At 35.4% G+C, this 23,353-nt stretch carries 15 protein-coding genes and 1 pseudogene; 7 read left to right on the top strand and 9 right to left on the bottom strand.

What is annotated here, in order from left to right; genetic code table 11:
• Positions 1-3: 3 nt before the first annotated feature.
• Both ACFIME_RS03920 and ACFIME_RS03915 read right to left on the bottom strand, forming a co-directional pair.
• Positions 4-675, bottom strand: coding sequence for a tetratricopeptide repeat protein (locus ACFIME_RS03920; RefSeq protein ID WP_375618447.1), 672 nt, complete (start codon positions 673-675; stop codon positions 4-6).
• A 582-nt stretch (positions 676-1,257) separates the two neighbouring features.
• Positions 1,258-3,030: an SLC13 family permease gene (locus ACFIME_RS03915; protein ID WP_375634700.1), complete on the bottom strand. Its 1,773-nt coding sequence runs from the start codon at positions 3,028-3,030 to the stop codon at positions 1,258-1,260.
• A gap of 354 nt (positions 3,031-3,384) precedes the next feature.
• Here ACFIME_RS03915 and ACFIME_RS03910 point away from each other — a divergent pair, with 354 nt between their 5' ends.
• Positions 3,385-5,091 (top strand): hypothetical protein, encoded by a 1,707-nt coding sequence (locus ACFIME_RS03910; protein WP_375684529.1) that lies wholly within the window; start codon positions 3,385-3,387, stop codon positions 5,089-5,091.
• A 146-nt stretch (positions 5,092-5,237) separates the two neighbouring features.
• Positions 5,238-6,596, top strand: a complete 1,359-nt coding sequence (gene nhaA, locus ACFIME_RS03905) for a Na+/H+ antiporter NhaA (protein ID WP_375633545.1) — start codon at positions 5,238-5,240, stop codon at positions 6,594-6,596.
• A 2,620-nt stretch (positions 6,597-9,216) separates the two neighbouring features.
• On the opposite strand, the gene ACFIME_RS03900 is transcribed toward nhaA, so the two are convergent.
• A complete protein-coding gene (locus ACFIME_RS03900; protein WP_375684528.1) occupies positions 9,217-10,473 on the bottom strand; it encodes an aspartate kinase in 1,257 nt (418 codons plus the stop codon).
• Between the two features lie 189 nt (positions 10,474-10,662).
• Here ACFIME_RS03900 and ubiG point away from each other — a divergent pair, with 189 nt between their 5' ends.
• A complete protein-coding gene (gene ubiG / locus ACFIME_RS03895; protein WP_375633543.1) occupies positions 10,663-11,406 on the top strand; it encodes a bifunctional 2-polyprenyl-6-hydroxyphenol methylase/3-demethylubiquinol 3-O-methyltransferase UbiG in 744 nt (247 codons plus the stop codon).
• A 20-nt stretch (positions 11,407-11,426) separates the two neighbouring features.
• Here ubiG and grxC read toward each other — a convergent pair whose 3' ends face one another.
• Both grxC and ACFIME_RS03885 read right to left on the bottom strand, forming a co-directional pair.
• On the bottom strand, positions 11,427-11,681 hold the full coding sequence (gene grxC / locus ACFIME_RS03890) for a glutaredoxin 3 (protein WP_375618441.1): 255 nt from the start codon (positions 11,679-11,681) through the stop codon (positions 11,427-11,429).
• A gap of 47 nt (positions 11,682-11,728) precedes the next feature.
• On the bottom strand, positions 11,729-12,514 hold the full coding sequence (locus ACFIME_RS03885) for a ComF family protein (RefSeq protein WP_375634703.1): 786 nt from the start codon (positions 12,512-12,514) through the stop codon (positions 11,729-11,731).
• Between the two features lie 195 nt (positions 12,515-12,709).
• Here ACFIME_RS03885 and ACFIME_RS03880 point away from each other — a divergent pair, with 195 nt between their 5' ends.
• Positions 12,710-13,588: a methyltransferase gene (locus tag ACFIME_RS03880; protein ID WP_375655207.1), complete on the top strand. Its 879-nt coding sequence runs from the start codon at positions 12,710-12,712 to the stop codon at positions 13,586-13,588.
• Between the two features lie 7 nt (positions 13,589-13,595).
• On the opposite strand, the gene ACFIME_RS03875 is transcribed toward ACFIME_RS03880, so the two are convergent.
• Positions 13,596-14,951, bottom strand: a complete 1,356-nt coding sequence (locus tag ACFIME_RS03875; RefSeq protein ID WP_375612078.1) for an L-cystine transporter — start codon at positions 14,949-14,951, stop codon at positions 13,596-13,598.
• A 798-nt stretch (positions 14,952-15,749) separates the two neighbouring features.
• On the opposite strand from ACFIME_RS03875, the pseudogene ACFIME_RS09880 reads away from it, so the two are divergent.
• A pseudogene (locus tag ACFIME_RS09880) lies at positions 15,750-16,347 on the top strand (type ISP restriction/modification enzyme); the annotation flags it as partial.
• 984 nt (positions 16,348-17,331) lie between these two features.
• Here the strand turns inward: ACFIME_RS09880 and ACFIME_RS03865 are convergent.
• Both ACFIME_RS03865 and ACFIME_RS03860 read right to left on the bottom strand, forming a co-directional pair.
• The gene (locus tag ACFIME_RS03865) at positions 17,332-18,705 is read right to left on the bottom strand and encodes a glutamate--cysteine ligase (RefSeq protein WP_375662624.1); all 1,374 of its coding nucleotides are present in this window, start codon (positions 18,703-18,705) and stop codon (positions 17,332-17,334) included.
• A 68-nt stretch (positions 18,706-18,773) separates the two neighbouring features.
• Positions 18,774-19,517, bottom strand: coding sequence for a 16S rRNA (uracil(1498)-N(3))-methyltransferase (locus tag ACFIME_RS03860; RefSeq protein ID WP_375662623.1), 744 nt, complete (start codon positions 19,515-19,517; stop codon positions 18,774-18,776).
• A gap of 235 nt (positions 19,518-19,752) precedes the next feature.
• Here ACFIME_RS03860 and ACFIME_RS03855 point away from each other — a divergent pair, with 235 nt between their 5' ends.
• Positions 19,753-19,896, top strand: a complete 144-nt coding sequence (locus tag ACFIME_RS03855) for a hypothetical protein (protein ID WP_375618436.1) — start codon at positions 19,753-19,755, stop codon at positions 19,894-19,896.
• Between the two features lie 315 nt (positions 19,897-20,211).
• Here ACFIME_RS03855 and ACFIME_RS03850 read toward each other — a convergent pair whose 3' ends face one another.
• Positions 20,212-22,092: an AsmA family protein gene (locus ACFIME_RS03850; protein ID WP_375662622.1), complete on the bottom strand. Its 1,881-nt coding sequence runs from the start codon at positions 22,090-22,092 to the stop codon at positions 20,212-20,214.
• A gap of 315 nt (positions 22,093-22,407) precedes the next feature.
• Here ACFIME_RS03850 and folD point away from each other — a divergent pair, with 315 nt between their 5' ends.
• Positions 22,408-23,307, top strand: a complete 900-nt coding sequence (gene folD / locus ACFIME_RS03845) for a bifunctional methylenetetrahydrofolate dehydrogenase/methenyltetrahydrofolate cyclohydrolase FolD (RefSeq protein WP_375618434.1) — start codon at positions 22,408-22,410, stop codon at positions 23,305-23,307.
• Positions 23,308-23,353 lie beyond the last annotated feature (46 nt).

Raw genomic sequence — 23,353 nt, 5'->3', positions numbered from 1 at the left:
GATTTATTCCTTATTTGCCTTGCCCTCAGCTTGTATAAGCTCAAGCATCATTCGAGCCCGATCTGTTATTTTTAAACCCAAAGAACCTTCTTCAGAAATTTTCTTAAAATAATAAACCGCCTCATCCATTTTATCCGCCTTATAAGCAGCTAAGCCTAAAGCTTCTCTTGCAGACATACGCATAGGATCGGTATCACTTGCCATATCTTTGATGCGCTTTTCAACATCAGTTAATGTCCCTGTATCAACCAGAATATAAGCCGCCCGAATTTTTGCAACTTTCTGCAAAATCTGCGGTGCTTTCTCGTCCGCTGCAACAGAATCAAAGATCTCCACTGACTTAATAATATCACCTTTCTCCATGAGTAAAGAAGCCTCACGTAAACGAGCAAGAAAAGGATACCCCCCAAAATGAGAGGTTTTAACAGTTTCTAATTGCTTTATCGCTTTATCAAAATCACGTGTATCCGCAAGATCAAGACTCTTTACAAATGCATCACCAATATAACCAGCTTTCTTTATTTGTGTATGATGATAAACTTGATAAGCAACTATCATGAATATAAAAAGAATAGCTGCTCCAATAATTGAAAAACCATACCGTCTCCAAAAAGCAAGCGCCTTTTCCTGACGAAATTCTGCATTCACTTCAGCAATAAAACTATCATACGACATATATCATACCTTGAAAAAAGTTACTTCACCTATGCTTTTACGCATAAATGGATAAAGATGGTAGCCCTAATTAACTAAAAATCTTTAAATTGCTCGTTTATTTATTTTAAATCAACATGTAGCCAATTCAATCAGATTTTTGCAACAGTCTTAATCGAAAATGATGTAAGCACCCTGTTTGTTCACATTACAGCTTTTACATATATTGAGTCTTATGAAAAATTCACTGCCTTAATATTTATCATGATTGCCTATCATCTCAAGCGAACTTTCTCCCCATTATATAGAGGGATAATCTTTTGAAGTCTTCAACCGCAATCGTTGGTTGTATTGGATTATACAATTATAATAGAAAAACCAATTCTTGAAAAAACTTGAATAAACAGTAAATTTCCACGAATGTCTACTAAAACCAAATAGATAAAGTTTTATCTGTATCAAAAATACCGAAGCGCCATGATTAAAGTGTGGTATAATTCCAAATCTTCAGTTAAAGTTCTATATACAAAGTGTATCCCTTCAGCTTATCTTCATGCGATTAACAACTTTTTATAATTGATCCTTAAAGTTTTTTAAAATATCCTATTGTAAGGGCCAAACCCACATAAGCATTGGAACAGCAATAATAACGATCAACACCGCCAATGGAGCACCCAAACGTGGATAATCACTAAAACGATATCCTCCTGGCGCCATCACGAGCATATTACTTTGATGTCCAATAGGTGTAAGAAACTCACAACCCGCACCAATTGCAACAGCCATCAAAAAAGCTTCAGGCTTATAATGAAGGGAATGAGCAAAACTTGACGCAATTGGTGCTACCATCATCACTGTTGCTGCATTATTCAAAAATGGCGTGACCAACATAGCTGTCACCAACATAAGTGCTAAGGCACCAGATGGTGGGAAAAATATTGCCAATTGGCTTAGCCATTGACCAATGAGATCCGTACATCCTGTTTTCTCTAACGCTTCACTCACTGGAATAAGAGCCGCTAATAGTACTAATATTTGGCCATCTAATGCCTGATACAGATCACGCGCGGGCAAAACGCGAAAGATAACCATTGCAGCAGCAGCAGAAAAAAAAGAAAACGCAACGGGAACAATATGAAAAGCTGTAAAAATAATTGCTATAAATAAAACAGCTAAAGAGATGAAACCATGTCGTAAATTTCCAAACACAATATTTCGTTTTGCTAGGGGCAGGCATTTCAATTCTCTTAACAAATTTGGAATAACTGCATCCTGTCCTTGCAAAACAATCACATCGCCAAGATGGAAAATAATATCATCAAGTCTTCCCCGCACCCTTTCATGTTGACGACTTAACGCAAGCAAATTTACATTATAGTGATCAAATAGGGAAAACTCTTTCGCACTAATACCAATAAGAGGTGAATTATGGGTGATGACTGCTTCAATAATATCGATGTCACTGTCCTTATCACCTGCAGCAATAGTTCGCCCCTTAGAAAACTCTAAACGAGCAGAGTTCATCACGCTATCTAACCCTGTATGCGACCCTTCCAGCAAAATAATATCATTTTCAGACAAAACAAAATCTGGTAATGGTGAAATAGATACTTTGTTTCTGATGATTTGAATCACCATAACATCACCACTTGATGGCTTAACCAAATCAACAATATTTTTTCCCACAATCGGTGAATTTATTGGAATATGCACTTCTGCAACATAATTACGAATATCAATGGCATCATCAAACGATACACCTGAACGCACACGCACAGGCAAAAGCCAATAAAAAAGAACCAAATATAAAACACCAGCCGTCGCAATAACCGCACCAACTGGTGTAAAATCAAACATAGTAAAAGGTGTTCCGGCTAAACGTTCTTGCATCGCTGAAATAACAACATTGGGAGATGTTCCTATCTGTGTCATAAGCCCCCCCAACAAAGAACCAAAGGCCATGGGCATCAAAAAGACAGAAGGAGAAACCTGAGAACGACGTGCAAACTGAAAAGCTATCGGAAGCATAATAGCCAAAGCACCAATATTTTTAACAAACATTGATAATACGACAACAGAAAGAACTAAAAAGGCTAATTGAAGACGCACAGATTTCACGTCTGGCCATATCCGTTGAATAATAAACTCCATTATACCAGAGCGCGATACAGCCGTACTGACAACAAACACACTCCCCACGATAATAACGATATCATTACTAAAACCGCTAAAAGCTTCCTTCGGACTGACAAGACCAAGGGCACAAGCTATTAATAATGTACAAATAGCAACAAGATCATAACGAAATCGATCCCAAATAAAAACAACCATCATGAGACCAATGATCGAAAAAGCCATTATTTGATTTTCTGTCATAACACTTACCTCTCCCCATTAAATTATAATGAACAAGAACATATTTTTTATGTTTTAAATATTCCTATAAACAGCAGCAAGATAAAAGCAGACATCGGAATATTTTAGGATAATTTTAAAGTGATAAAAAATTATGATGCGCATAAACTTACCTCTCCTTATTATGCGTTCTTTTCTATAAAGAGCTAAACTCAAAGAAAATTGATAAAAGTTGATAAAGCTATATTGCAAAAAAGATGAGAATAACTCTAATATAGAGAGTAGATAATTGTTGAAACTGGTACACGCTATATTTAAACCTTTGTCGTTGCTTAAAAGAATTTATCTTCACTCTCAATTCAAAGAGTGATAAAAATGAAAGAAGAAAGAATGGTCAATCTTAATAGTGGGTATCAAAGTAACCTCAGATATTGGCTCACTTGTATTATTGGATTTGTTGCTATCTTGGCAATTATAATTGTTGGTGGATTTTATATCGCAAAACCCTATCTTGACAGTTTTGTAAAACAAGAAATAGCCCGTCGTGGTATAAAAGCCCGAACATCTGAAGTAAGCATTCTAGGTAAAATCAATTTGAAGAATGTGACATTACCTGTTCCAGCTGGTACATCACTTAGAATTGGTGCCATTTCTGCCCGTCCTCCCCTTTCCTTTATTCCCGGAACTTTTACATTTTATAATGTTGATTTAAAGCATAATAATATTCATGTGCAAATTCCCCAAATTTCTCTTCGGAGTGTATCCTTAAAAGAAAAAGATAGAACGATAACATCACGGCTTTTACAATCAATGATGCGTATTGAGCTTTCCTCAATTATTGCTCCCAATATACAACTTTCTATAGAAAATAAAAATAACCGAATAGAAACGGTTGAAGTCAAGAATTTCCAGCTTTCTGATTTTAGAAATAACCATATCCATTCAGTTAGTATCAAAAATATGGATCTTAAAACGGTCGTAGCAAATGGTGCCAAACAGATGCAACTTATGGCTAAAAGTGATACAATAAAAGCCCATGATATCGACATCAACTATGCCTACTCTATCATTTTTGGAAAAAACAATGCTCTCAATCAAGGTAAAACCGTTACTGGCCCCATTTCTTTGAATAATATAAGTGTCGATATTTTTGAAGAAGCAGAAAAAAACAGCTCTTTCTTCCTTGGGCAGTTTAAAACATCTGGTTTAAAGATGAAACCGCTTGAGCAACCTCCTGAAAAATTAATCAAAGCTTATCTTAATGCAAGAAAAGAGAATAATAAAATCGCCGAAAAAGTAGCACAAAATGGTCTTCTTATAAACATACTGCTCGCCATTACCTCAGCGGATGCCAAAGTTGATAATATCACCGTTGATATACCGCAGTTGAAAGCAACGCTCGAATCATTCCAATTCAAACCAAGTTTGTGGAAACAACCTATCCCTAAAAAGCTTTTTCTTTCTCTCAATAACCTTTCCGTTTTACCTAAAAAAATGAATGAAAAAGACTTAGATTTCTTCAAAAATCTGAACTTTGAGCGCTTTAATGTTTCAGGAAAAATTGATATTTCTTACGATGAAAAAAAACGTATACTCTTTCTTGATACAATGTCTTTCAATATGAAAAACGTTGGATCTGGGAACATATCGGCTAAGGTTATTGATGTTGATGAAAAGCTTTTTTCTGGTCAGAAAAATATAATGATTGCTGCGTCTCAAGACCTTGGCATCAATGAAATTGATATACAATATACGGATGCAGGTTTCATTGATAAGCTTTTTTCTTATCTTGCGCAAAATCTTAATGACAGCCAACATGATCTAAAAAAGGAACTTTATGACGATTTCTATCTAATGATGACGCAGACCCCAAAAATTCTGCTAAAAAATCATGACGAAGCAGAAAAAATTTCAAAATCCTTAGGAGAATTTGCTAAAAATCCACAAACATTGATCGTTAAAATTAAAGCAAACGATAATAAAGGTCTCGCAATAGTTGATCTCGAATCTGCTCTACAAAATGATCTATCTAAGGCTTTAAGCAAAGTACATCTCACTATTAAAAATGAAGCGTCGCGTTAAACATTTTGTGCTTTAAACATGATGATCTTGTCTATAAATTAAGAACTTTATTCCTCTTTTTTCTTTTGTATGATACAGAAGGTATCATACAAAGTCATTTATACAGAGAGTATAGAATCTAAAATTGACGATGCTTGGAGTTGTTCATGTCTGATTTATCTTCAAATCGCCTGCCTAATCGCGTTTCTCGTGTCACTAATCAAGCGCTTTCTGCTATCGAGCGTTTTCTCCATATTGAAGCTCTTAGTGGTGTTGTTCTTTTATTAGCTGCTGCTGCTGCACTTATTTTTGCCAATTCTAAATATGCTGCTTTCTATGAATCTTTTTGGCATACACCTCTTGGCTTTAATTTGGGTCATTTCACTCTTTCATGGGATTTACATTTCTGGGTTAATGATGCCCTTATGACTATTTTCTTTCTCGTCGCTGGAATGGAAATTCGACGCGAAATTCATGAAGGTGCTCTTGCCGATTTTAAACAAGCAATCTTACCAATTGTTGCTGCAATAGGGGGCGTTTGTGTTCCTGCAATTATTTACTTTATCTTCAATTTTAACGAAGGACATATCCGCGGTTGGGCTGTGCCAACAGCAACAGATATTGCCTTTGCTCTAGGTATTCTTGCTCTTCTAGGAAAAAAAATTCCTTCTAATCTTCATATTATTCTTCTATCATTAGCAATTATTGACGATATTATCGCTGTTCTTATTATTGCTTTTTTCTACTCAACAAACATTGATCCTAGCGGTTTAATGATTGCAGGAGCGGGTATTGCTTTGGTACTATTTTTTCAGTGGATCGGGCTTGCATCAGCATGGCTTTACATTTTACCTGGTGCAATCATTTGGTGGGGTTTAATGGTAACAGGCGTTCACCCATCGCTTGCTGGCGTAATCTTAGGGATGATGACTCCCGTTCTTCCTACCCGTACTCTTGTAGCGCCACTCACCATGCTCAGTAACGCTATGCAAATTCTTCAAGAAAAAAATACAAAAACAGATCTGCATCATATTTCAACAGCATTGAAAAAGATGCGCAAAGGACAACGGGCCATGATCGCCCCAGTAACACGTGTTCAAAAAGCATTGCATCCATGGGTTGCATACGGTATCATGCCAGTTTTTGCCTTCGCAAATGCAGGAGTAAGTTTTGCAAACTTTGATCTTTCTTCTGACAAATCATTCTTGATTGTTCTGGGTGTTGTCATTGGTCTTTTCATCGGTAAGCCTCTTGGTATTATCACTGCCAGTTATATAGCTGTAAAATCAGGGCTATGCCGCCTCCCCCCTCATATGACCTGGACAGGCGTTTTACTCATTGGTTTTTTAGCAGGAATTGGCTTTACAATGTCTATTTTTGTTTCAATGCTCGCTTTTAAAGATATTATTCTGCTTGATGCGGCAAAAATTGGGGTCCTCTGTGGCTCTGGTTTATCTGCTCTTATTGGTTTGGGATATGGATTTATTTATATTAAGCGCAATAAAGGAATTTCTCATAGTTCCTAACAAACTAACTGAAAATACATTTTTATGCAGAACTTTTAAAAAGCGATTTCGCTCATTTGTTGGGTTCGGACGATATTTAATGTAAAAGCTGTTGTCTCGCCTCATCTTTACACTTATAAAGGAGAAAACTAACATCATCATACTATTTACGAGCTTCTAATGTTGAAACACCCTTGACTCTTAAGAAGTCTTATAAGAGATATTTTATTCCTTTCTTCAATATTCTTTTACTCATGCACCAGCTCCACTCATGTTGTGCACAGAAATAATTTTAATTGTTTCAATATAAAAGGCTTCGTGGTTTCATAAAAGCTGCCTTTCGTCGAGACTATTATTCACTATAAAGAAAAAATTAATTATTATGAATCAATATCTTATGTTTAATTATACGAAACAGATAAGAATAAGCAAAGTTCAATAATCAGTTAAGTAATTCCATGGTTTATTTTTTTCCAATAAACCACCCTCCTCGTTACTGATTTTATTGCCGGTATTCTAAACAACTTTAATTTTATCTTCTTAAAAAGCACATTATTTTTGGGTAAAAATATTTAATTTATCATTATAAATCTTGAATGAAATTCAAATATCGTATGATTTTTTCATTTCAAATCTGTACATGATGAATCAATCAAGACTATTCGCTTACACGTCACAAGCCGAAGAGAAATATGGATTATTGAGGAAAGAAATAAGAATGCTTCATCATATCCATACAAGAGCTGTTCAACACGAAAACTAAAAATTAAATGATGACGACCAACTGACACCTTTGATCTAAGAAGGAGATGGGGCCCCAATAAATTTTACGTTACACCATCCACAAACGCCGTAATGGGCTTGGGGAGAAATATTTCTTTAAAACAAGCGCGTAAATTGGCACTATAATAGCGTTTTTTTTACGTGAAAGGCATATATGATTTAATAACGCAATAAACAAAAACGTGAACCAATGTGTAATATCCATTATTTAAAAGATATTGCTGTCAACCCCTTTGAAAGTTGTAAAGCAGAATTAAAAGGAAGTTGTAAAATGGAAGTTGGTTTTCACTTTTATGGCTTCATATTCTCCCCCAATTAGGTTTTATCTCCATTTCAGAAATTACCCCAACAGGTATACGCAACATCCTTGTTCCTATCTGGCATACAAAAACAGGAGTTGCTCGTAGTCCCCTTACCCGTCTCAATATATATCGTCAAACATGCATCTACGCTGATACTAGATATTGATACAGGTAACAAAAAACAAAAGATTTTTTTGGAATAACAACGTCATAACATTACTACTAGATTGACAATGGAGTGGAAAAATATTCCCGTTTTTTATCATCGACACATCGCTTGTCTCACTCCATGAAAGAATTAAACTTGAAGCATGCTTCCATAGGGAGCACTCTAGTTTACGTAATTAACTCGCGGGAAAAAAGAAAATCCTAGTCATTTAGACTATTCTAAAACATATGATTGGTGGAAAAATAGAGCATATATATCGTTGTTCTCCCCTTTTTCCGCTCTTATTTGATATTTATTTTCTTTTTGTTTAAAGAGCTCGCTCTATATTTCTTGATACCATAAAATACTCTTCATAGATAATTTAAAAAGCAATATTTTCGAGACTTTCAAATTATACAACGCCACATAAAATACAAGAAGAGTAAAATAATATGGCTATATTTCTCACAAGAAGAGTTTTGCTTACAAAGACCACCATTTGCAAAATATGTAAATATGATAAGAAACTAGCACAATATACTGCAAAAACGAAAGAATGTATTTCATGTGTGATTGGCAGTATGACACAGAAAATACTTATAATAGAGTAGTTAAGGGAAGAAAGTTAACCTAAAGAACATATGGAGGTATCAAAACTTTGAAAATCTTAATCATAATTCAAAAAAGAGAAATAGACATGAAAAAAAATTTAATTAATAAAATCATAAAAGCAACACACTGTAACATTATCATTAATTTTGATCTATATTTACATGATTTTATGAAAAGTACTTCTGAATAAGCTATAAACGCATAAAATATGGTAATTTTATAACTTATAGTGCAACATAAATATTGTCTATAAAGATATATTTTTTTATTGCCTCATAATATGGAAAAAATTAAATTTTCAAGATATACATAAAGTCATAAACAATCATTTGATGACAAACTAAACATCTCTAGAAAATACATCATCAATTCTATTTTTGGTAATTCCGTCACTAATCCAATGAGCGCCCATTTCTCTAAGATTTATAATATTAAATCTGTATTCACGAGGCTGTCCCTCATGTAACATGCATTCTTTGAATAAACGCAGTGCATTGTTCCTTAGTTCTATTAAGGCTTATCGTATAAGTCTTCTCCATCCCACTCTATAGGTTCTAAAACGTTTATAGACGGCATATTTTATATCCCTTCTTAAACAGAGTTTTTTACCTAAACATCTTTCTCTTGTAATATATAAGTGACCATTTTAAATTCATCATGAACAAGTTTAAAATAAGAGAGTTCTGCTGTATTAAATATTCCATTTAAGTTTAAAATATAAATTATCCTTAACAAAAATTATTAATTATATATTAAAGCTTTACGTTATTGAAACTCTGTTGAAACTAAAAAATACTTATCCCTTATCAAGTGCATAAACAGCATGTAATGTTCTAACCGCAAGTTCAGTGTAAGCACTATCAATCAAAATAGAAATTTTAATTTCTGAGGTCGTAATTGCTTGAATATTAATACCCTTTTCAGCCAAAGCCTTAAATGCTGTAGCGGCAACACCTGCATGACTACGCATTCCAATACCAATCACAGATACCTTGGCGAGATCGCTTTCAAATTGGAGAACATCAAATCCAATTTCTTTGCGATTCTTCTCAAGAAGTGTAACGGCTTTTTCTACATCTGATGATGGTACCGTAAAAGTCATATCAGTTTTTGAGCCATCTTCAGAAATATTTTGCACAATCATATCAACATTAATGCGTTCTTCAGCCAAGGGACCAAAAATTGCTGCCGAGATCCCTGGACGATCAGCAAGCCGCCGAAGGGAAATTTGTGCTTCATCCTTAGCAAAAGCAATACCAGTAACATTTTGTTGTTCCACAATTTCATCCTCATCGCAAATAAGTGTTCCAGAAGAACTCATTGGATCCTCCATGCCTAACGCATCAGGATCCTCAAAACTTGAACGCACAAAGGTACGAACCTTATGAACCATTGCCAATTCAACAGAACGAACCTGTAAAACCTTTGCACCAAGAGAAGCCATTTCTAGCATTTCTTCAAAAGCTACTTTTGGTAAACGACGCGCTTTCGGCTCTATACGTGGATCCGTTGTATACACACCATCCACATCTGTATAAATATCACAGCGATCAGCTTGTACAGCAGCGGCTATAGCAACAGCACTTGTATCTGATCCCCCACGCCCTAAGGTAGAAATCCGGTTATCCGGAGATAACCCCTGAAAACCAGCAATAACGGCAACCTGACCTTCCTGAAAACACTCGATTAAAAAAGATCCATCAATATTAGTAATACGTGCACGGCCATGCGCATTGTCTGTATGAATAGGAATTTGCCAACCAAGCCATGAACGTGCATTCACCCCCATTTCTTGAAGTGTCAAAGCCAACAAACCTGAAGTAACCTGTTCACCAGAAGCAACCACAACATCATATTCACGAGCATCTCTATACATAGAGGAAGCATCACTTGTCCACTGAACAAGTTCATTTGTTTTACCAGCCATCGCAGATACGACAACGGCTACCTCATTGCCTGCATCAACCTCTCTTTTGACATGCCGTGCAACATTATGAATACATTCAATGTTTGCTACAGATGTTCCACCAAATTTCATGACAATGCGCGCCATTAATAACACTCTTACCTTTACATCTCTTATCTCAAACAGTAATGAGAATTAGATGCTGTATCAATTAACCATTTTCTCGACATAGCGAATATCTATCATTTGTGCAAGTTTCATTATGATTATATTAATTTCTCTTGACTTTGTATAAAATCTACTTGACCTGATCATTAAAAATAAAAGGAAGGCAACATGATCGATGAAACACAAACAACTATTGATCAAAGTGAAATTGATCATTTTTCACGTATTGCTACAGAATGGTGGAATCCACAAGGAAAATTTCGACCTCTTCACCAATTTAACCCAACACGCCTTGCTTACATCAGAGAAAAAATCTGTTTAGAGTTTAATCGTGACCCTTCTTCACTTACGCCCTTTGACAATTTGAAAATTCTTGATATTGGCTGTGGAGGAGGCTTGTTATGTGAACCAATGGCACGTCTTGGTGCTATGGTTGTAGGCGTTGATGCTGCACAAACAAATATTGAAGTCGCAAAAACCCATGCAGCTCAAAATGACCTTTCCATTGATTACCGCACGACGACAGCAGAAGTACTTGCCAATGAAGGAGAAAAATTTGATATCATCCTTAATATGGAAGTTGTTGAACATGTCGCTGACGTTAATCTCTTCATAGCAGCTACAGCAAAAATGTTGAAACCACAAGGGTTGATGTTTGTCTCAACACTCAACCGCACATGGAAAGCATGGGGGCTTGCTATTGTAGGCGCTGAATATATTCTACGTTGGCTTCCTAAAGGAACCCATGATTATAAAAAATTCCTAAAACCTCTAGAACTTAAAAATTTCTTATCAAAAAACGCTCTGACTGTCATTGATGAGATAGGTATTACTTATAACCCATTAAACGACAGCTGGAATCGCTCAAAAGACATGGGCGTTAACTATCTCCTTCTTGCAAAACGGTCTTAAGAATATGTAATTTACAAATATTATATGCCTTGTAATAGAGAATTCAGCTTTCCCTCAGCCTCTAAAGCATAAAGATCATCACAACCGCCAACGTGATAATCACCTATGAAAATTTGTGGAAATGTATTACGTCCATTTGCACGCTGTACCATTTCTTGGCGAAGGGATGTGGAAGCATCAATATCTGTATACTTTACGCCTTTTTTATTAAGCAAATCACGTGCTTTTGTACAATAAGGACAACCAGGACGTGTATAAATTATTATCTCTTTCATAGTATTATCCTCCAATATTTTTTAATAATATTCATTTTAAATTCCTCTTAAGAAGAGGGAAAAATAGAATCTTCTTTGAGAACACGCGAAAATGTTAGCACATCAACCTGTCGTGCACCTGCATCTTTTAATGCAGCAGCTGCTGCTGTAACTGTTGCACCCGTTGTAAATACATCATCAATCAGCAAAACAGAACATCCTTTGAGATATTTTTTAACTTTATGCGAAACCTTAAAAGCATTTTTTACGTTAAGTTTTCTCTCTCTCGAAGAAAGACTAACCTGCGGACGGGTATGCCGACAACGAACAAGCCAACTCGGTTTTAAAAGCTTTTTTTGTGATGCTGCAATATAACGTGCAAGCTCAGCAGATTGATTATAACGCCTCTCCCAAAAACGACGAAAATGCAATGGAATGGGAATAATAACATCACAATCATCAATAACCTCGCGTCCAGCAAACATCATCCAATTGGCCATAAATGATGCCAATTCTATATGATCACCATATTTTAAGCGCGTTACTAAAGTTCGTGCAAGCCCTTTATGAACAATGACTGAGCGAACACGTGAAAAAGGATGAGTATTACGGAGTGCTTCACCACTAAGAAAACCTTCCCCCATATCACAAACAAAAGGAGTCCCCATAACAGGACAATAAGGTTTCGTGATAAATTGAAGTTCTTTCCAACATTCGGAGCAAATCGTACCATAAGTAGAAACATTTTGCTTACATCCAGGACAAATTGGTGGATAAAGCATCGTTTTCAAGCGTTCAACGAACTTACTTAGTATATCTCCGCTATTTAACGCCGCTTCTCGAAAATACAACATTATAAATTTAGGCTTTTACAAGTTTCCCTTAGAACAAAAGTTCCTTTGTATTTCCTCAATTTATAATTTTAATTCCTTTAAAAACTCTTACCTTCTATAAATTTATTTCTTTCATATTATAAACTTGACAGAGCTTGCACAAATAATGAACCTTTTCAAAATATATTCTTTCATAGATCGAAAGTGTTCTACAATATGTCGCATCCTTTAATTTTTGATCATAACCGCATTGAACAATTCCGAAAACGTGCCTTTCAAAAAGCAAAAAAAGGATGTGACTTTTTACTCTCTCACATGGCAGAAGATCTCTATAAACGCCTTAGCACTGTTGATCGCCTCTTTACATTAGCTCTCGATTTACACAGCCATACAGACCTTGCTGCGCAAGCTTTAATGAAATCTGGAAAAGTTTGTTCCATAGAACGCATTGAGACCGATCCGCTTTATCAAAGCCATGATAAAAAATTTCATTTACGTCATCGAGAATTTCTTGATTTACCTCAAAGTTACTGTGACCTTATTGTTTCACTTCTTTCATTACAATTGACCAATGATACCCCTGGTGTTCTAAGCCAGATAAAAAATACCCTTAAACCAGATGGCTTATTTCTTGCTGTTATGGCAGGAGCTGGCACATTAAGAGAATTGCGCGAAAGCCTGCTGCAAGCTGAAAGTGAAATTTATGATGGAGCAAGCCCTAGGGTCTACCCTTTTGCCGACATTCGTGATGCAGGCGCTCTTTTACAGCGTATTGGCTTTGCCCTTCCTGTAGCAGACGTTGAAGATATCACAATACGTTATAATACAATGTTCGACCTTATGCACGATCTTAAAGCTATGGGAATGCAAAATGCACTCATAAATCGTTCACGACGCCCTGTATCCAAACGTTTTTTTCTCCGCGCAGCTGAAATCTATGCACAACGATTTAGTGATCCTGATGGACGTATTCGTGCACATTTTTCTTTCATCTGGCTCTCTGGTTGGGCTCCTCATCCCAATCAACAAAAACCGCTCCAGCCTGGTTCAGCGCAAATATCTCTTACAGATGTTTTACAGCCCCAAAAAATATAATCTAAAATTATTTTTTAAAAATACTTTTATCTGTTGTCCGTAATATTTGACTGGTGACCGTTCCAGCTATCATTGAATCGCTCACGTTTAGAGCAGTACGTCCCATATCAATTAGCGGTTCAATAGAGATAAGTACAGCAACCAAAGTAACAGGAAGCCCCATAATTGGTAACACAATCAATGCAGCGAAAATAGCACCTCCCCCCACACCAGCAACACCAATAGAACTCAACGTTACAACACCAATAAGCGTAGCAATCCAAGTAGGATCAAGAGGATTAATCCCCATAGAGGGTGCAATCATGGTCGCAAGCATCGCTGGATAAAGACCAGCACAACCATTTTGTCCAATTGTTGCCCCAAAAGAAGCTGCAAAACTCGCAATGGATTGTGGTACACCTATCCACTGTGTTTGCGCTTCAATATTCAAAGGAATACTTGCAGCACTTGAACGACTGCTAAAAGCAAATGTTAAAACCGGTAAAACCTTTTTGAAAAAACGAAAGGGATTAATCCCAGAAATACCAAGCAATACACCATGAATTCCAAAAATTAAAATAATACCGACATAAGAGGCAATGATAAAAACCAGTAAATTTAAAATATCTGTAATACGCGATATTGCTCCTACTTTCGTCATAAGTGCAAAAATACCATAAGGCGTCAAAGCAATCACAATACGGACTAACCGCATAATCCAAGCTTGTGCCACTTGAATAAATAAAAGCGCTTTTTCTCCTTTTTCTGGCTCATCTTTCTTTAAAAGAAGAACCGATGCACCTAAAAATGACGCAAAAATCACAACACTAATAATTGACGTACGTTTAGCTCCACTCAACTCAGCAAATGGATTTTTAGGAATCATAGACAAAATCATCTTTGGTATATTCATATCTCCAAGTTTAGAAATATGACCTTCAAGAAGAGCAGAAACATTTTGCCCTTCATGCACCAAACCATCGGTTGTTAATCCAAAAAAATTAACCACAAGCACACCAACCAATGCTGAAAGAGCTGTTGTAAAAAGCAATATTGAAATTGTTATTATACTCATCTTTCCAACAGCATAAACAGAATGTAAATGAGCAACTGCTGAAACGATAGAGATAAAAACCAGTGGCATAACAATCATTTGCAACAATAAAATATAGCCCTCACCGACAATGTTAAACCATTCAACGGATTTCAATAAAGTACTTTCACCCTCTCCATAAATAAACTGCAAAACACTTCCAAAAATCAAGCCAAGGATAAGCCATAGCATAACACGTAGTGAAAGACTCCATTGCATTTTCTTACTTTGAGAAACCAACAATAAAAAAATAACAAATAGAAATAAATTGACGAAAAAATTAAATGTCATTGTCTATGCTCACTATTATTATGGTTGACATAAATAATCTGCATAATTCAAAATCAATGCATGATATTTAAAATTAACCTATAAAGCTTACAAGGCTTTTACAAAATCATTATTTTTTTAATTTATAGATTAAAAGAGAATTTTTTATCTACTAATAAATGTTTAAAGAAAATAAATAAAATTATTTTCTTATTATTTAAATTTTCACTCTCATAAAATAGTTAAAAAAGAGAAATATAAGCAACATTCATTGCATCTTAATACTGAATAATTCCAGCATATCTTATCCTATAAATCTCTTTACCTCTCTCTTTTTCTATTTGAACTGAAGCGAGCTTTCCAAGCAAGGATGAATTAACAATCGAACATTCATGATTTTTCTAGAAAATACACCAACAAGCTACTTCTGCTCATTTTATGGACTGCACTCTCAATAGCTTTGATCAGCACTTCAAATATAATTATTTTATTGAAAATACTTTTTATACATTCTTTCTTTGCTCTCAATGAAAGCTTTTTTATTTTTCAAAACTCTTTTTATAGTCATAAAAAGGATTTGAAAGACAAGATGTTGATTTATAATGATAATTTACTGTTTTGCATATTAAATGAGAGTCCCGAATAACGTAAGATTCTCTCATTTCAAACCTGTTTATCTTGAATCAATCAAAATCATTTGCTTGCACGTCATAAGCAGGGCTGGCCGTATGGGTAAAAATGTATAAGAAAGGAGTAGAAATACCTCTGATGAAACATCTTAGTGCAAGAGCTGTCGCAACATTGGAGAGCGGAGCTTGAGCAGCAAATATAAATAATATGATTGCTTTTTATAATAGCGCAGTAAAACGTTTTAACGATACCTATTCATATGCTGATCGAACAACACGTGCACGTGCTGTAGATAATTTTGTCACTTTAGATATAAAAAAGATAAGTTGGAGTTATAATGTTACGCAAGAACTAATAAGAAGAAAGGTTTTGAATTTGAAGAGGCATGCCTCACTCAGAGTTCATATCATCCTTTTACGCAACAGTGGTTTTATTATAATCGGAATCTCAACGATGGAATTTACCAAATGCCTCGTATAGTCCTGATAGGACAAAAAGTTGAAAATAGGATGATACAAATTACAGGCATAGGAGCACGAAGCGTTTTTTCTGTATTGATAGCTAAGAATTTGCCTAATCTAGATGCAATAGATACAGGTCAATGCTTTCCACTGTATCTTTATAAAAACGTTGAATCTCTGTAACTGTTCATGATGAAAAACAATCCCATTTATTTGCAAATTCAATAAAGGAAAGAAAAACATCTGGTTTACAGAAGCGTGATGCCATTACGGATGAGGGACGAGCACATTTTAAAGCTGCTTATCCTAGTGAGAGCATAACAAAGACGATTACAAATTTCTAGATAATGAAAACAATGGAAAAGACTAAGGGTATATGATTAAAATGAGAGGCTTTAAGCCTACAAATATTATAAATTTTATAAATAGTACAGTTTAAAGCATTAAAAGCAGTCTTACAGTAAATTTACAATGTATGGGGATAATTAATCGCCTATAATAAGTTGCGCTCATACTGATAAAGATTATTCTGCTATAGAAATTTTGTGCTTTTTTGAATTTTTGTGCGTATTCAAACACTCATTCGTTGCAAATTCAATCTCTTTATCTCGTGCATCTTTATCAAGAATAATAGTATATTAATATAATACCCCTTTGCATACAAATAGTTATTTCTTATCTATGAATAGCTTATAATTTCATATAACTCTATGAAGATAATATTTTTATTTATTAATATTTAATGATGTAATTAACACATTCATTCTATATATTATCATCTTTATTTCTATCTATTTACATAATATATTTCTTTTTTCTATAAAAATAAACTTGAGTTATACATACATAGATCTATCGGTATTTTTTCTACTGTCTTTTTAGCACACTGAAAGATTGATATCATAATTTTTGTATAATAAAATGCTCTTTCATATAAGCATCGTATATTGAATTATAATAATTGACTATTAACCGCAAATTATATTTTTTTTATCCCTTTTTAAAGTGAAAAATATTATTTTCAGACCTATTCATAAGTAGGCTTAGCCAAGTGAATAAAAAATGTTTGATAATAAGCTTTATCTCTTATGAACTATCTTTTGTACAAAGGGACAACATTATGATTACGGAAATATCGTGATATTATTGGGTATAAAAATCACACTCCCCAAGAAATTTTTGTATTGTATCCTTTCCGTTATGAGAAATGTTAAAAGCAAGGTAGGATATGCTCTCTAGAGCAAATGAGTGAATAAACTACCACGGTGATATGCATTTTTTAAAAAATAGGAAGTATATTTGCTTCAAATTTAATAGGCACATTCTAAAAATAAAGGTTCTACAGACTCATTCCAAATAGAATAGTAATGGGACAAAAATTTTTCAGCATCTGTTTGTCCCATTGCAACAACCTCTTCTAAAGGATTAAGAAAATTTGTTTCATCAAAACCATTCGTATCATACTGTTTGCGATTTTTTAAGCCTTTGCGAGCAATAGCGAGAGCTTGACGTGCTAACTCTAAAAGAATAGTTTGACGAAAAGGAGTTCTTAACCCTTCTTTAGGAACGCGTTGGCGCAACTCTAAAACTTCTTCAAAACACCAATCTTTTGTCAAAGCCTCTGCCTCATTAAGTGCTTCCCTATCATAAAGAAGCCCAACCCAAAAAGCCGACAACGCACAAATGCGCTTCCAAGAACCGCAATCAGCTCCCCTCATTTCTAAAAATCTTTTTAAGCGGACTTCAGGAAATAACGTTGATAAATGATTAATCCAATCTCCCATGTTTGGAATTGAATTTGCAACTTGTCCTTTTAATGCTCCATTCATAAACTGACGAAACGTTATGTGTGTACAATCATAGTAACGACCATCACGCACAACAAAATACATTGGAATATCAAGGGCCCATTCAACATAATCAACAAAACCAAAACGCTCAGAAAATATAAAGGGAAGAACACCTGTCCTCTGATTATCAGTATTACGCCAAATTTCAGAACGCCACGATAAAAAGCCATTTGGGCGCCCTTCTGTAAAGGGCGAACTTGCAAATAATGCCGTTGCAATGGACTGTAACTTCATGGATACTTGCATTTTTCGCCGCATATCACTTTCGGATGAAAAATCAAGATTAACCTGAACTGTTGATGTGCGATACATCATATTAAGACCATTATACCCCACTTTAGGCATATAATCAGTCATAATCTGATAACGTGATTTAGGCATTCGCGGCGTTTCAGCTAAAGTCCACTTTGGACTAGCTCCAAGACCTAGAAAACCTATACCTAATGGTTCTGCAATTTTTTTGAGAAGAGTTAAATGCTCCATCAACTCGTGATATGTATGGCTTACTGATTTTAATGGTGCACCAGATAATTCAAATTGTCCCCCAGGTTCCAAAGAAATGGCTCCCTGATCAACTGATCCTACGAGCCCAATAATATTCTCTTCATCTAAAATAGGTTTCCATCCTAAAGCGCTTTGCATCCTCTCTAAAAGCGCTCGAATTCCCCTCTCTCCTTCATAAGGAACAGGGTGAAAACCATCTCTATAAAACGGAAATTTTTCATGTTCTGTACCAATGCGCCAATCATCTTCTGCTTTATACCCCCCTTGGAAATAGCTAACCAAAGAATCTAAGTCATAAATTTCACTTTCATCAGTTATATCAAGCGCCATAACTTACCGTATCCTATAATTGGTATCATCATCTTAAATAAATTGTTTAGAATGATTTTACAGATTTCTCAATCCATTGCCCAATCCCCCACGGTAGCATTAAGAAGAGCCAAAGCAGCAACAGCGGCAGTGTCAGCGCGTAAAATACGCGGACCTAGTGATATTGGAACCACAAAAGGATGTTTTTTTAAAAAGCTCCGCTCTTCTTCACTAAAGCCACCTTCCGGTCCAATAAGAATACCAGGTGTTGTAACGCCACGCTTTTTAAAAGAAGGTAATGGATTATGCGATTTATGCTCTTCATCACAAAAGAATAAAGGCTGTGTCTCATCCCACTGTGCTAAAAGTTCTGCTAATGATAGAGCCGATACGCATTCAGGAAGAGATAAAATTCCACACTGTTCAGAAGCTTCAATAACATTGGCTTCCATACGCGCCATATTGATACGCGTAACCTGCGTATGATGCGTTATAACAGGCTGCAAAATCGATACCCCCATTTCAACAGCTTTCTGCACCATATAATCCAACCGCGCATTTTTGAGTGGAGCAAAGCAATAAATAAGATTGGAATGCGTCGTTTGTAATCTTTCTTGATGGATAAGCTGAACCACAACAAATTTTTTTTTAACAGTGATAAGTTTAGCAAGCCACTCACCATCCTGTCCATTAAAAAGTAAAATTTCTGCTCCTTCTTTCATACGCAAAACATGCATAAGATAAGAAGCTTGTGCCCCCTCTATCTTTATTTCTTCATTCAAAGCCAATATCTGTCGGATAAATAATCTTTTAAGTTTATAATTTATGCGCATAAAAATTTTGCCAATGCTCACTATCGTCATCGAAAAAATGAAGAAAAATATATAGCAAAAAGAAAAAATTATATCTATAGAACTATAATATATTAAAGAATTATAGAGTTTTTTTAGCTTTATGAGATAATAATAGGAACTTATAGATCCTTAAGTGATTCTGCTTTCATAAAAGTTTAAATAATGCACCATTCATCTTTGCATTCAGTCATTGATGCATCCGTGGAGGAAAAATATGTCTGCTAAAAAAGCTACAATTATTACGATTACAACCCTCTTAGCCTTTATTTTGATTACAGTGGGAATTGGTTCTGTTGGAGCCGACGGGAAGCATACAATTACCAAAGATGGCTATGGTATTTCTTCTGCGACTCAATAAGCACTGGCCAACATCCTCCTTAAAATTTTAATGTTTTTTAGCAACTTTTATAAGATTAGCACCAATATTATGAATCTCTTGTATTTGAAAGATTCCATAAGAAGGGTTTTTATTCCTCTCTTCAGTCATTTATCTATACCAACCTCACTTATTATGACGGTGAGGATGGTTTTTACTGCTTCACGACGAACGGATTTAAAATGAGAGAATCTTCCGATAATGGGAGCTCTGATTTAAATTTAAAAGACAATTTTAAGTTGCAAAAAGACGAATTACCATTATAGGATAGAATATTATACAGATGAAAAACGATACTCAATCTGCGTCAATATCTTTTGTAACCCAAAGATCACCATGATTTTGTCCTTTAGAGCTTAGAGAAAATGTAAAAGGCCATGCAAGGCTATTAGCAAGACATTGGACGTCTTTACATAAAGTTTCTGATCTATAGTTTTTGCGTAGTTGTGCCTGTAATATCAGTTCATTTTCCTTCCCTTGCGCAATAGCAGTTGCAATGGTTCCTTGAATGGATAAGCTCAAGTCTGCTGTACGCATTAATGACTCTGTTACCTTCATCATACCTTCTGAAAAGCTTGTCTGAATATCCCAGTGATCAAATGTTGTTGAAAAAGTATCATTATTCATTAAAAGAAATTGTTGTTTATTTGAAAGTCTTGTTTGTAATTCATTCAGATCATACCCTAATAGCCGACCAGAAGACATCTTCAGTGTTAACTCACCCTGCATTTTCGTAAAAATTTCTCGCCAAGAATCAGCAAGTGTTCGTACCGTTGCAGTAAAATTCGTTTTGCTTTGTATAAATGGAATAAATCCCAAGGTTTCTAAAGTCTCCTGCATATTAATAGAAGCGCCTGAAATATTTCCTCCAATACGCACTCTCTGTCCAGCTGAGGTAACTTCAATATTACTTTGAATGGCCCCACCCCAAATATTCGCATGTCCAAGATCAAAAATACCATGCCCATCTCTTATTTGTATTGCAGCAGCTAAATTTGTGAGTGAAATATTTCCTATTTTAGCTTGTGGCGCAGAAAGTCGTATATCCACGCCAATACGATCAAAAGTTCTCATATCAAAGCAGGCATTTTTCTTTTTTCCTGAAAAAAATATTGAACCCAAGAGGCTAAGGTCTAGGTTATCAAAAGCTAAAGAGCCCATGACATTTGGTACATAATCTTGAAAATCGAGTTTTAAAGCTCCTCGCGCATTGGCTTTCCCCATCGTAAATGTAACATTGTTCATTTGGATATGCATTGGTTGCGCTAAAAAATGAGATTCCCATACAATGGGTATTTTTAATTTATGTCCCCAAAACTGATTTCCACCAACCCAAGACAATGTCTGATTCCATCCAGGAGAACGCATCGACACTTTTCCGTCAAAAATATAATATTCAGATAATCGAGCCTTTCCTGTAAAAGTTATTCCCCCACGTACAGAATTGAGACTTGCCCTAATATGACTTTTGCCTCCTGCAAGAAGCAGCAATGCTTGAGAAGCATCAAGTGATAATTTTGTAAATTCTCCGCGCCAACGCGCATCTGCACGTAACCGTACTTCCTGAGTTGATTCCGGCCAATCTAAAGTTGCATTTAATCCTGTTATTTTTTCTGCTACTCCTGAAAAACTATCGTGATACACAAGAACACCATTTTTAATGATAATCCGTCCAAAAGGTTGTTTTAAAAGGTGCTCTATCTCTGGATGCTCAGGATTATGTTTTAATATTTCACGCGTATTACGTATTGCCACCCCTAATGCACCTTGTGAGCGAGAAAACCGATCAAAAAAATCTGCTATTGTTTTAACAGGCTTTTCCATAACAAATTGAGGACGCATAATCCGCGTCTCTGAAAAAGAAATATGTCCCCAAAGAAGATCGACGACAGAAAGATCAACTTCTATTGATTCAGCTTCCATTAATGGCGCAACATCATCCATTTTTGATGTTAAAGTAACGCCAGAAAGAAATGCTTTAGGATAAGGAAAAAGATGTAACCGCGGTGGATCACGCAATTGCACATTGTAACCCGTCCATGCACTTAAATCCTGCGCTAAACGAATACGAATCGCATCTGTAGAAATAAGATAAGGTAAAACGAGAATCCCCACTCCAAATAAAAAGATAATTGTAATAAAAACTCCGCTCAAAAATTTTATTATTCTGATGCGCACATTATCCCTCTATACTTATCCCCCTATAACAGATTAAAAACAAACTTAAATGATCATAAAAAGTTTTTATAATCCTATAATTCACTATACCCACTTTGTATCTTCATTATTTTTGTTCTTTATCCAAAATTTATTCAAACAGCAATGTTGCTGCTTCTTTATAAAGCAATTATTTAAAAGTCTTCAAAACTATAAATCCACAACATTATAAAACCATTCTTACTGTTCTCATATGAATATTGCTATAAAACTCTATCGTATTATTAGAAAATGCTTTACAAAAAAAACAAACAGCCTTACCGAAAGGATCTCTGAATGAATAATATTATCGACGGAAAAAAACTTGCTGAAGAGATTATTGTGAAAGTTAAGGCCGAAACAGCAAAGCTCCGCCATCACTATAATATACAACCTAGTATCGCTGTTATTATCGTTGGAGATGATCCTGCAAGTCAAGTATATGTCACCTCAAAAAATAAAAAAGCCGAAGAATGTGGGTTTCTTTCAATCAAACATGTCGTTTCCAAAGAAACGCAAGAAAAAGAACTCCTTCAACTTATTGCAACATTAAATTCTGATCCCAAAATTCATGGTATTTTGGTACAGCTGCCTCTCCCTGCTCATATGAATACAAATCGCATAACACAAGCCGTTGCTTTCCAAAAAGATGTTGATGGTTTTCATTATATTAATGTAGGAAAACTCGCAGCAAACGCACTTGAAGATGCGATGATTCCCTGCACTCCAGCTGGAGCCATGATGATGATTGAACAACACTGTGGGCAAGATTTATCTGGACTTGATGCTGTCGTTGTTGGACGCTCTAATATTGTTGGAAAACCTATGGCTGCCCTTTTAACAGCAGCCAATGCCACTGTGACAATTGCCCATAGTCGTACCCGTGACCTTGATGATGTGTGTCGAAGCGCTGATATTCTAGTAGCAGCTGTAGGCCGCCCACAAATGATTAAAAAAGACTGGATAAAAGATGGTGCAATTGTTATTGATGTCGGTATTAACCGCGTTGCTGCACCAGAAAAAGGTATAGGGAAAACACGTCTTGTTGGTGATGTCGATTTTGAAAACGTAAAAGAAAAAGCTGCTGCGATCACCCCTGTTCCAGGAGGCGTTGGACCAATGACAATTGCCATGCTTATGGTTAATACACTCAAAGCGGCCGCGCGATCACACAATCTGCCTATACCAAAATTCTAAAAATTGTAACAATTCCTTGTATATGGTTTCATTGTATATGGTTCAG

Origin of the sequence: Bartonella sp. AP1QHHD (genome assembly GCF_042196265.1) — a bacterium.
Classification (GTDB): Bacteria; Pseudomonadota; Alphaproteobacteria; order Rhizobiales; family Rhizobiaceae; genus Bartonella.
Note: the sequence above shows the minus strand (reverse complement) of the source record. Positions and strands in the feature narration are given on the sequence as shown.

Excerpts from the sequence above, each read along its gene's own strand:
- folD (WP_375618434.1), top strand. The coding sequence starts at position 22,408 with ATGAATAATATTATCGACGGAAAAAAACTTGCTGAAGAGATTATTGTG.
- ACFIME_RS03885 (WP_375634703.1), bottom strand. The coding sequence starts at position 12,514 with ATGTTGTATTTTCGAGAAGCGGCGTTAAATAGCGGAGATATACTAAGT.
- ACFIME_RS03915 (WP_375634700.1), bottom strand. The coding sequence starts at position 3,030 with ATGACAGAAAATCAAATAATGGCTTTTTCGATCATTGGTCTCATGATG.
- ACFIME_RS03910 (WP_375684529.1), top strand. The coding sequence starts at position 3,385 with ATGAAAGAAGAAAGAATGGTCAATCTTAATAGTGGGTATCAAAGTAAC.
- nhaA (WP_375633545.1), top strand. The coding sequence starts at position 5,238 with ATGTCTGATTTATCTTCAAATCGCCTGCCTAATCGCGTTTCTCGTGTC.
- ACFIME_RS03860 (WP_375662623.1), bottom strand. The coding sequence starts at position 19,517 with ATGCGCATAAATTATAAACTTAAAAGATTATTTATCCGACAGATATTG.
- ACFIME_RS03880 (WP_375655207.1), top strand. The coding sequence starts at position 12,710 with ATGTCGCATCCTTTAATTTTTGATCATAACCGCATTGAACAATTCCGA.
- grxC (WP_375618441.1), bottom strand. The coding sequence starts at position 11,681 with ATGAAAGAGATAATAATTTATACACGTCCTGGTTGTCCTTATTGTACA.
- ACFIME_RS03855 (WP_375618436.1), top strand. The coding sequence starts at position 19,753 with ATGTCTGCTAAAAAAGCTACAATTATTACGATTACAACCCTCTTAGCC.
- ACFIME_RS03920 (WP_375618447.1), bottom strand. The coding sequence starts at position 675 with ATGTCGTATGATAGTTTTATTGCTGAAGTGAATGCAGAATTTCGTCAG.
- ACFIME_RS03900 (WP_375684528.1), bottom strand. The coding sequence starts at position 10,473 with ATGGCGCGCATTGTCATGAAATTTGGTGGAACATCTGTAGCAAACATT.
- ubiG (WP_375633543.1), top strand. The coding sequence starts at position 10,663 with ATGATCGATGAAACACAAACAACTATTGATCAAAGTGAAATTGATCAT.
- ACFIME_RS03875 (WP_375612078.1), bottom strand. The coding sequence starts at position 14,951 with ATGACATTTAATTTTTTCGTCAATTTATTTCTATTTGTTATTTTTTTA.
- ACFIME_RS03865 (WP_375662624.1), bottom strand. The coding sequence starts at position 18,705 with ATGGCGCTTGATATAACTGATGAAAGTGAAATTTATGACTTAGATTCT.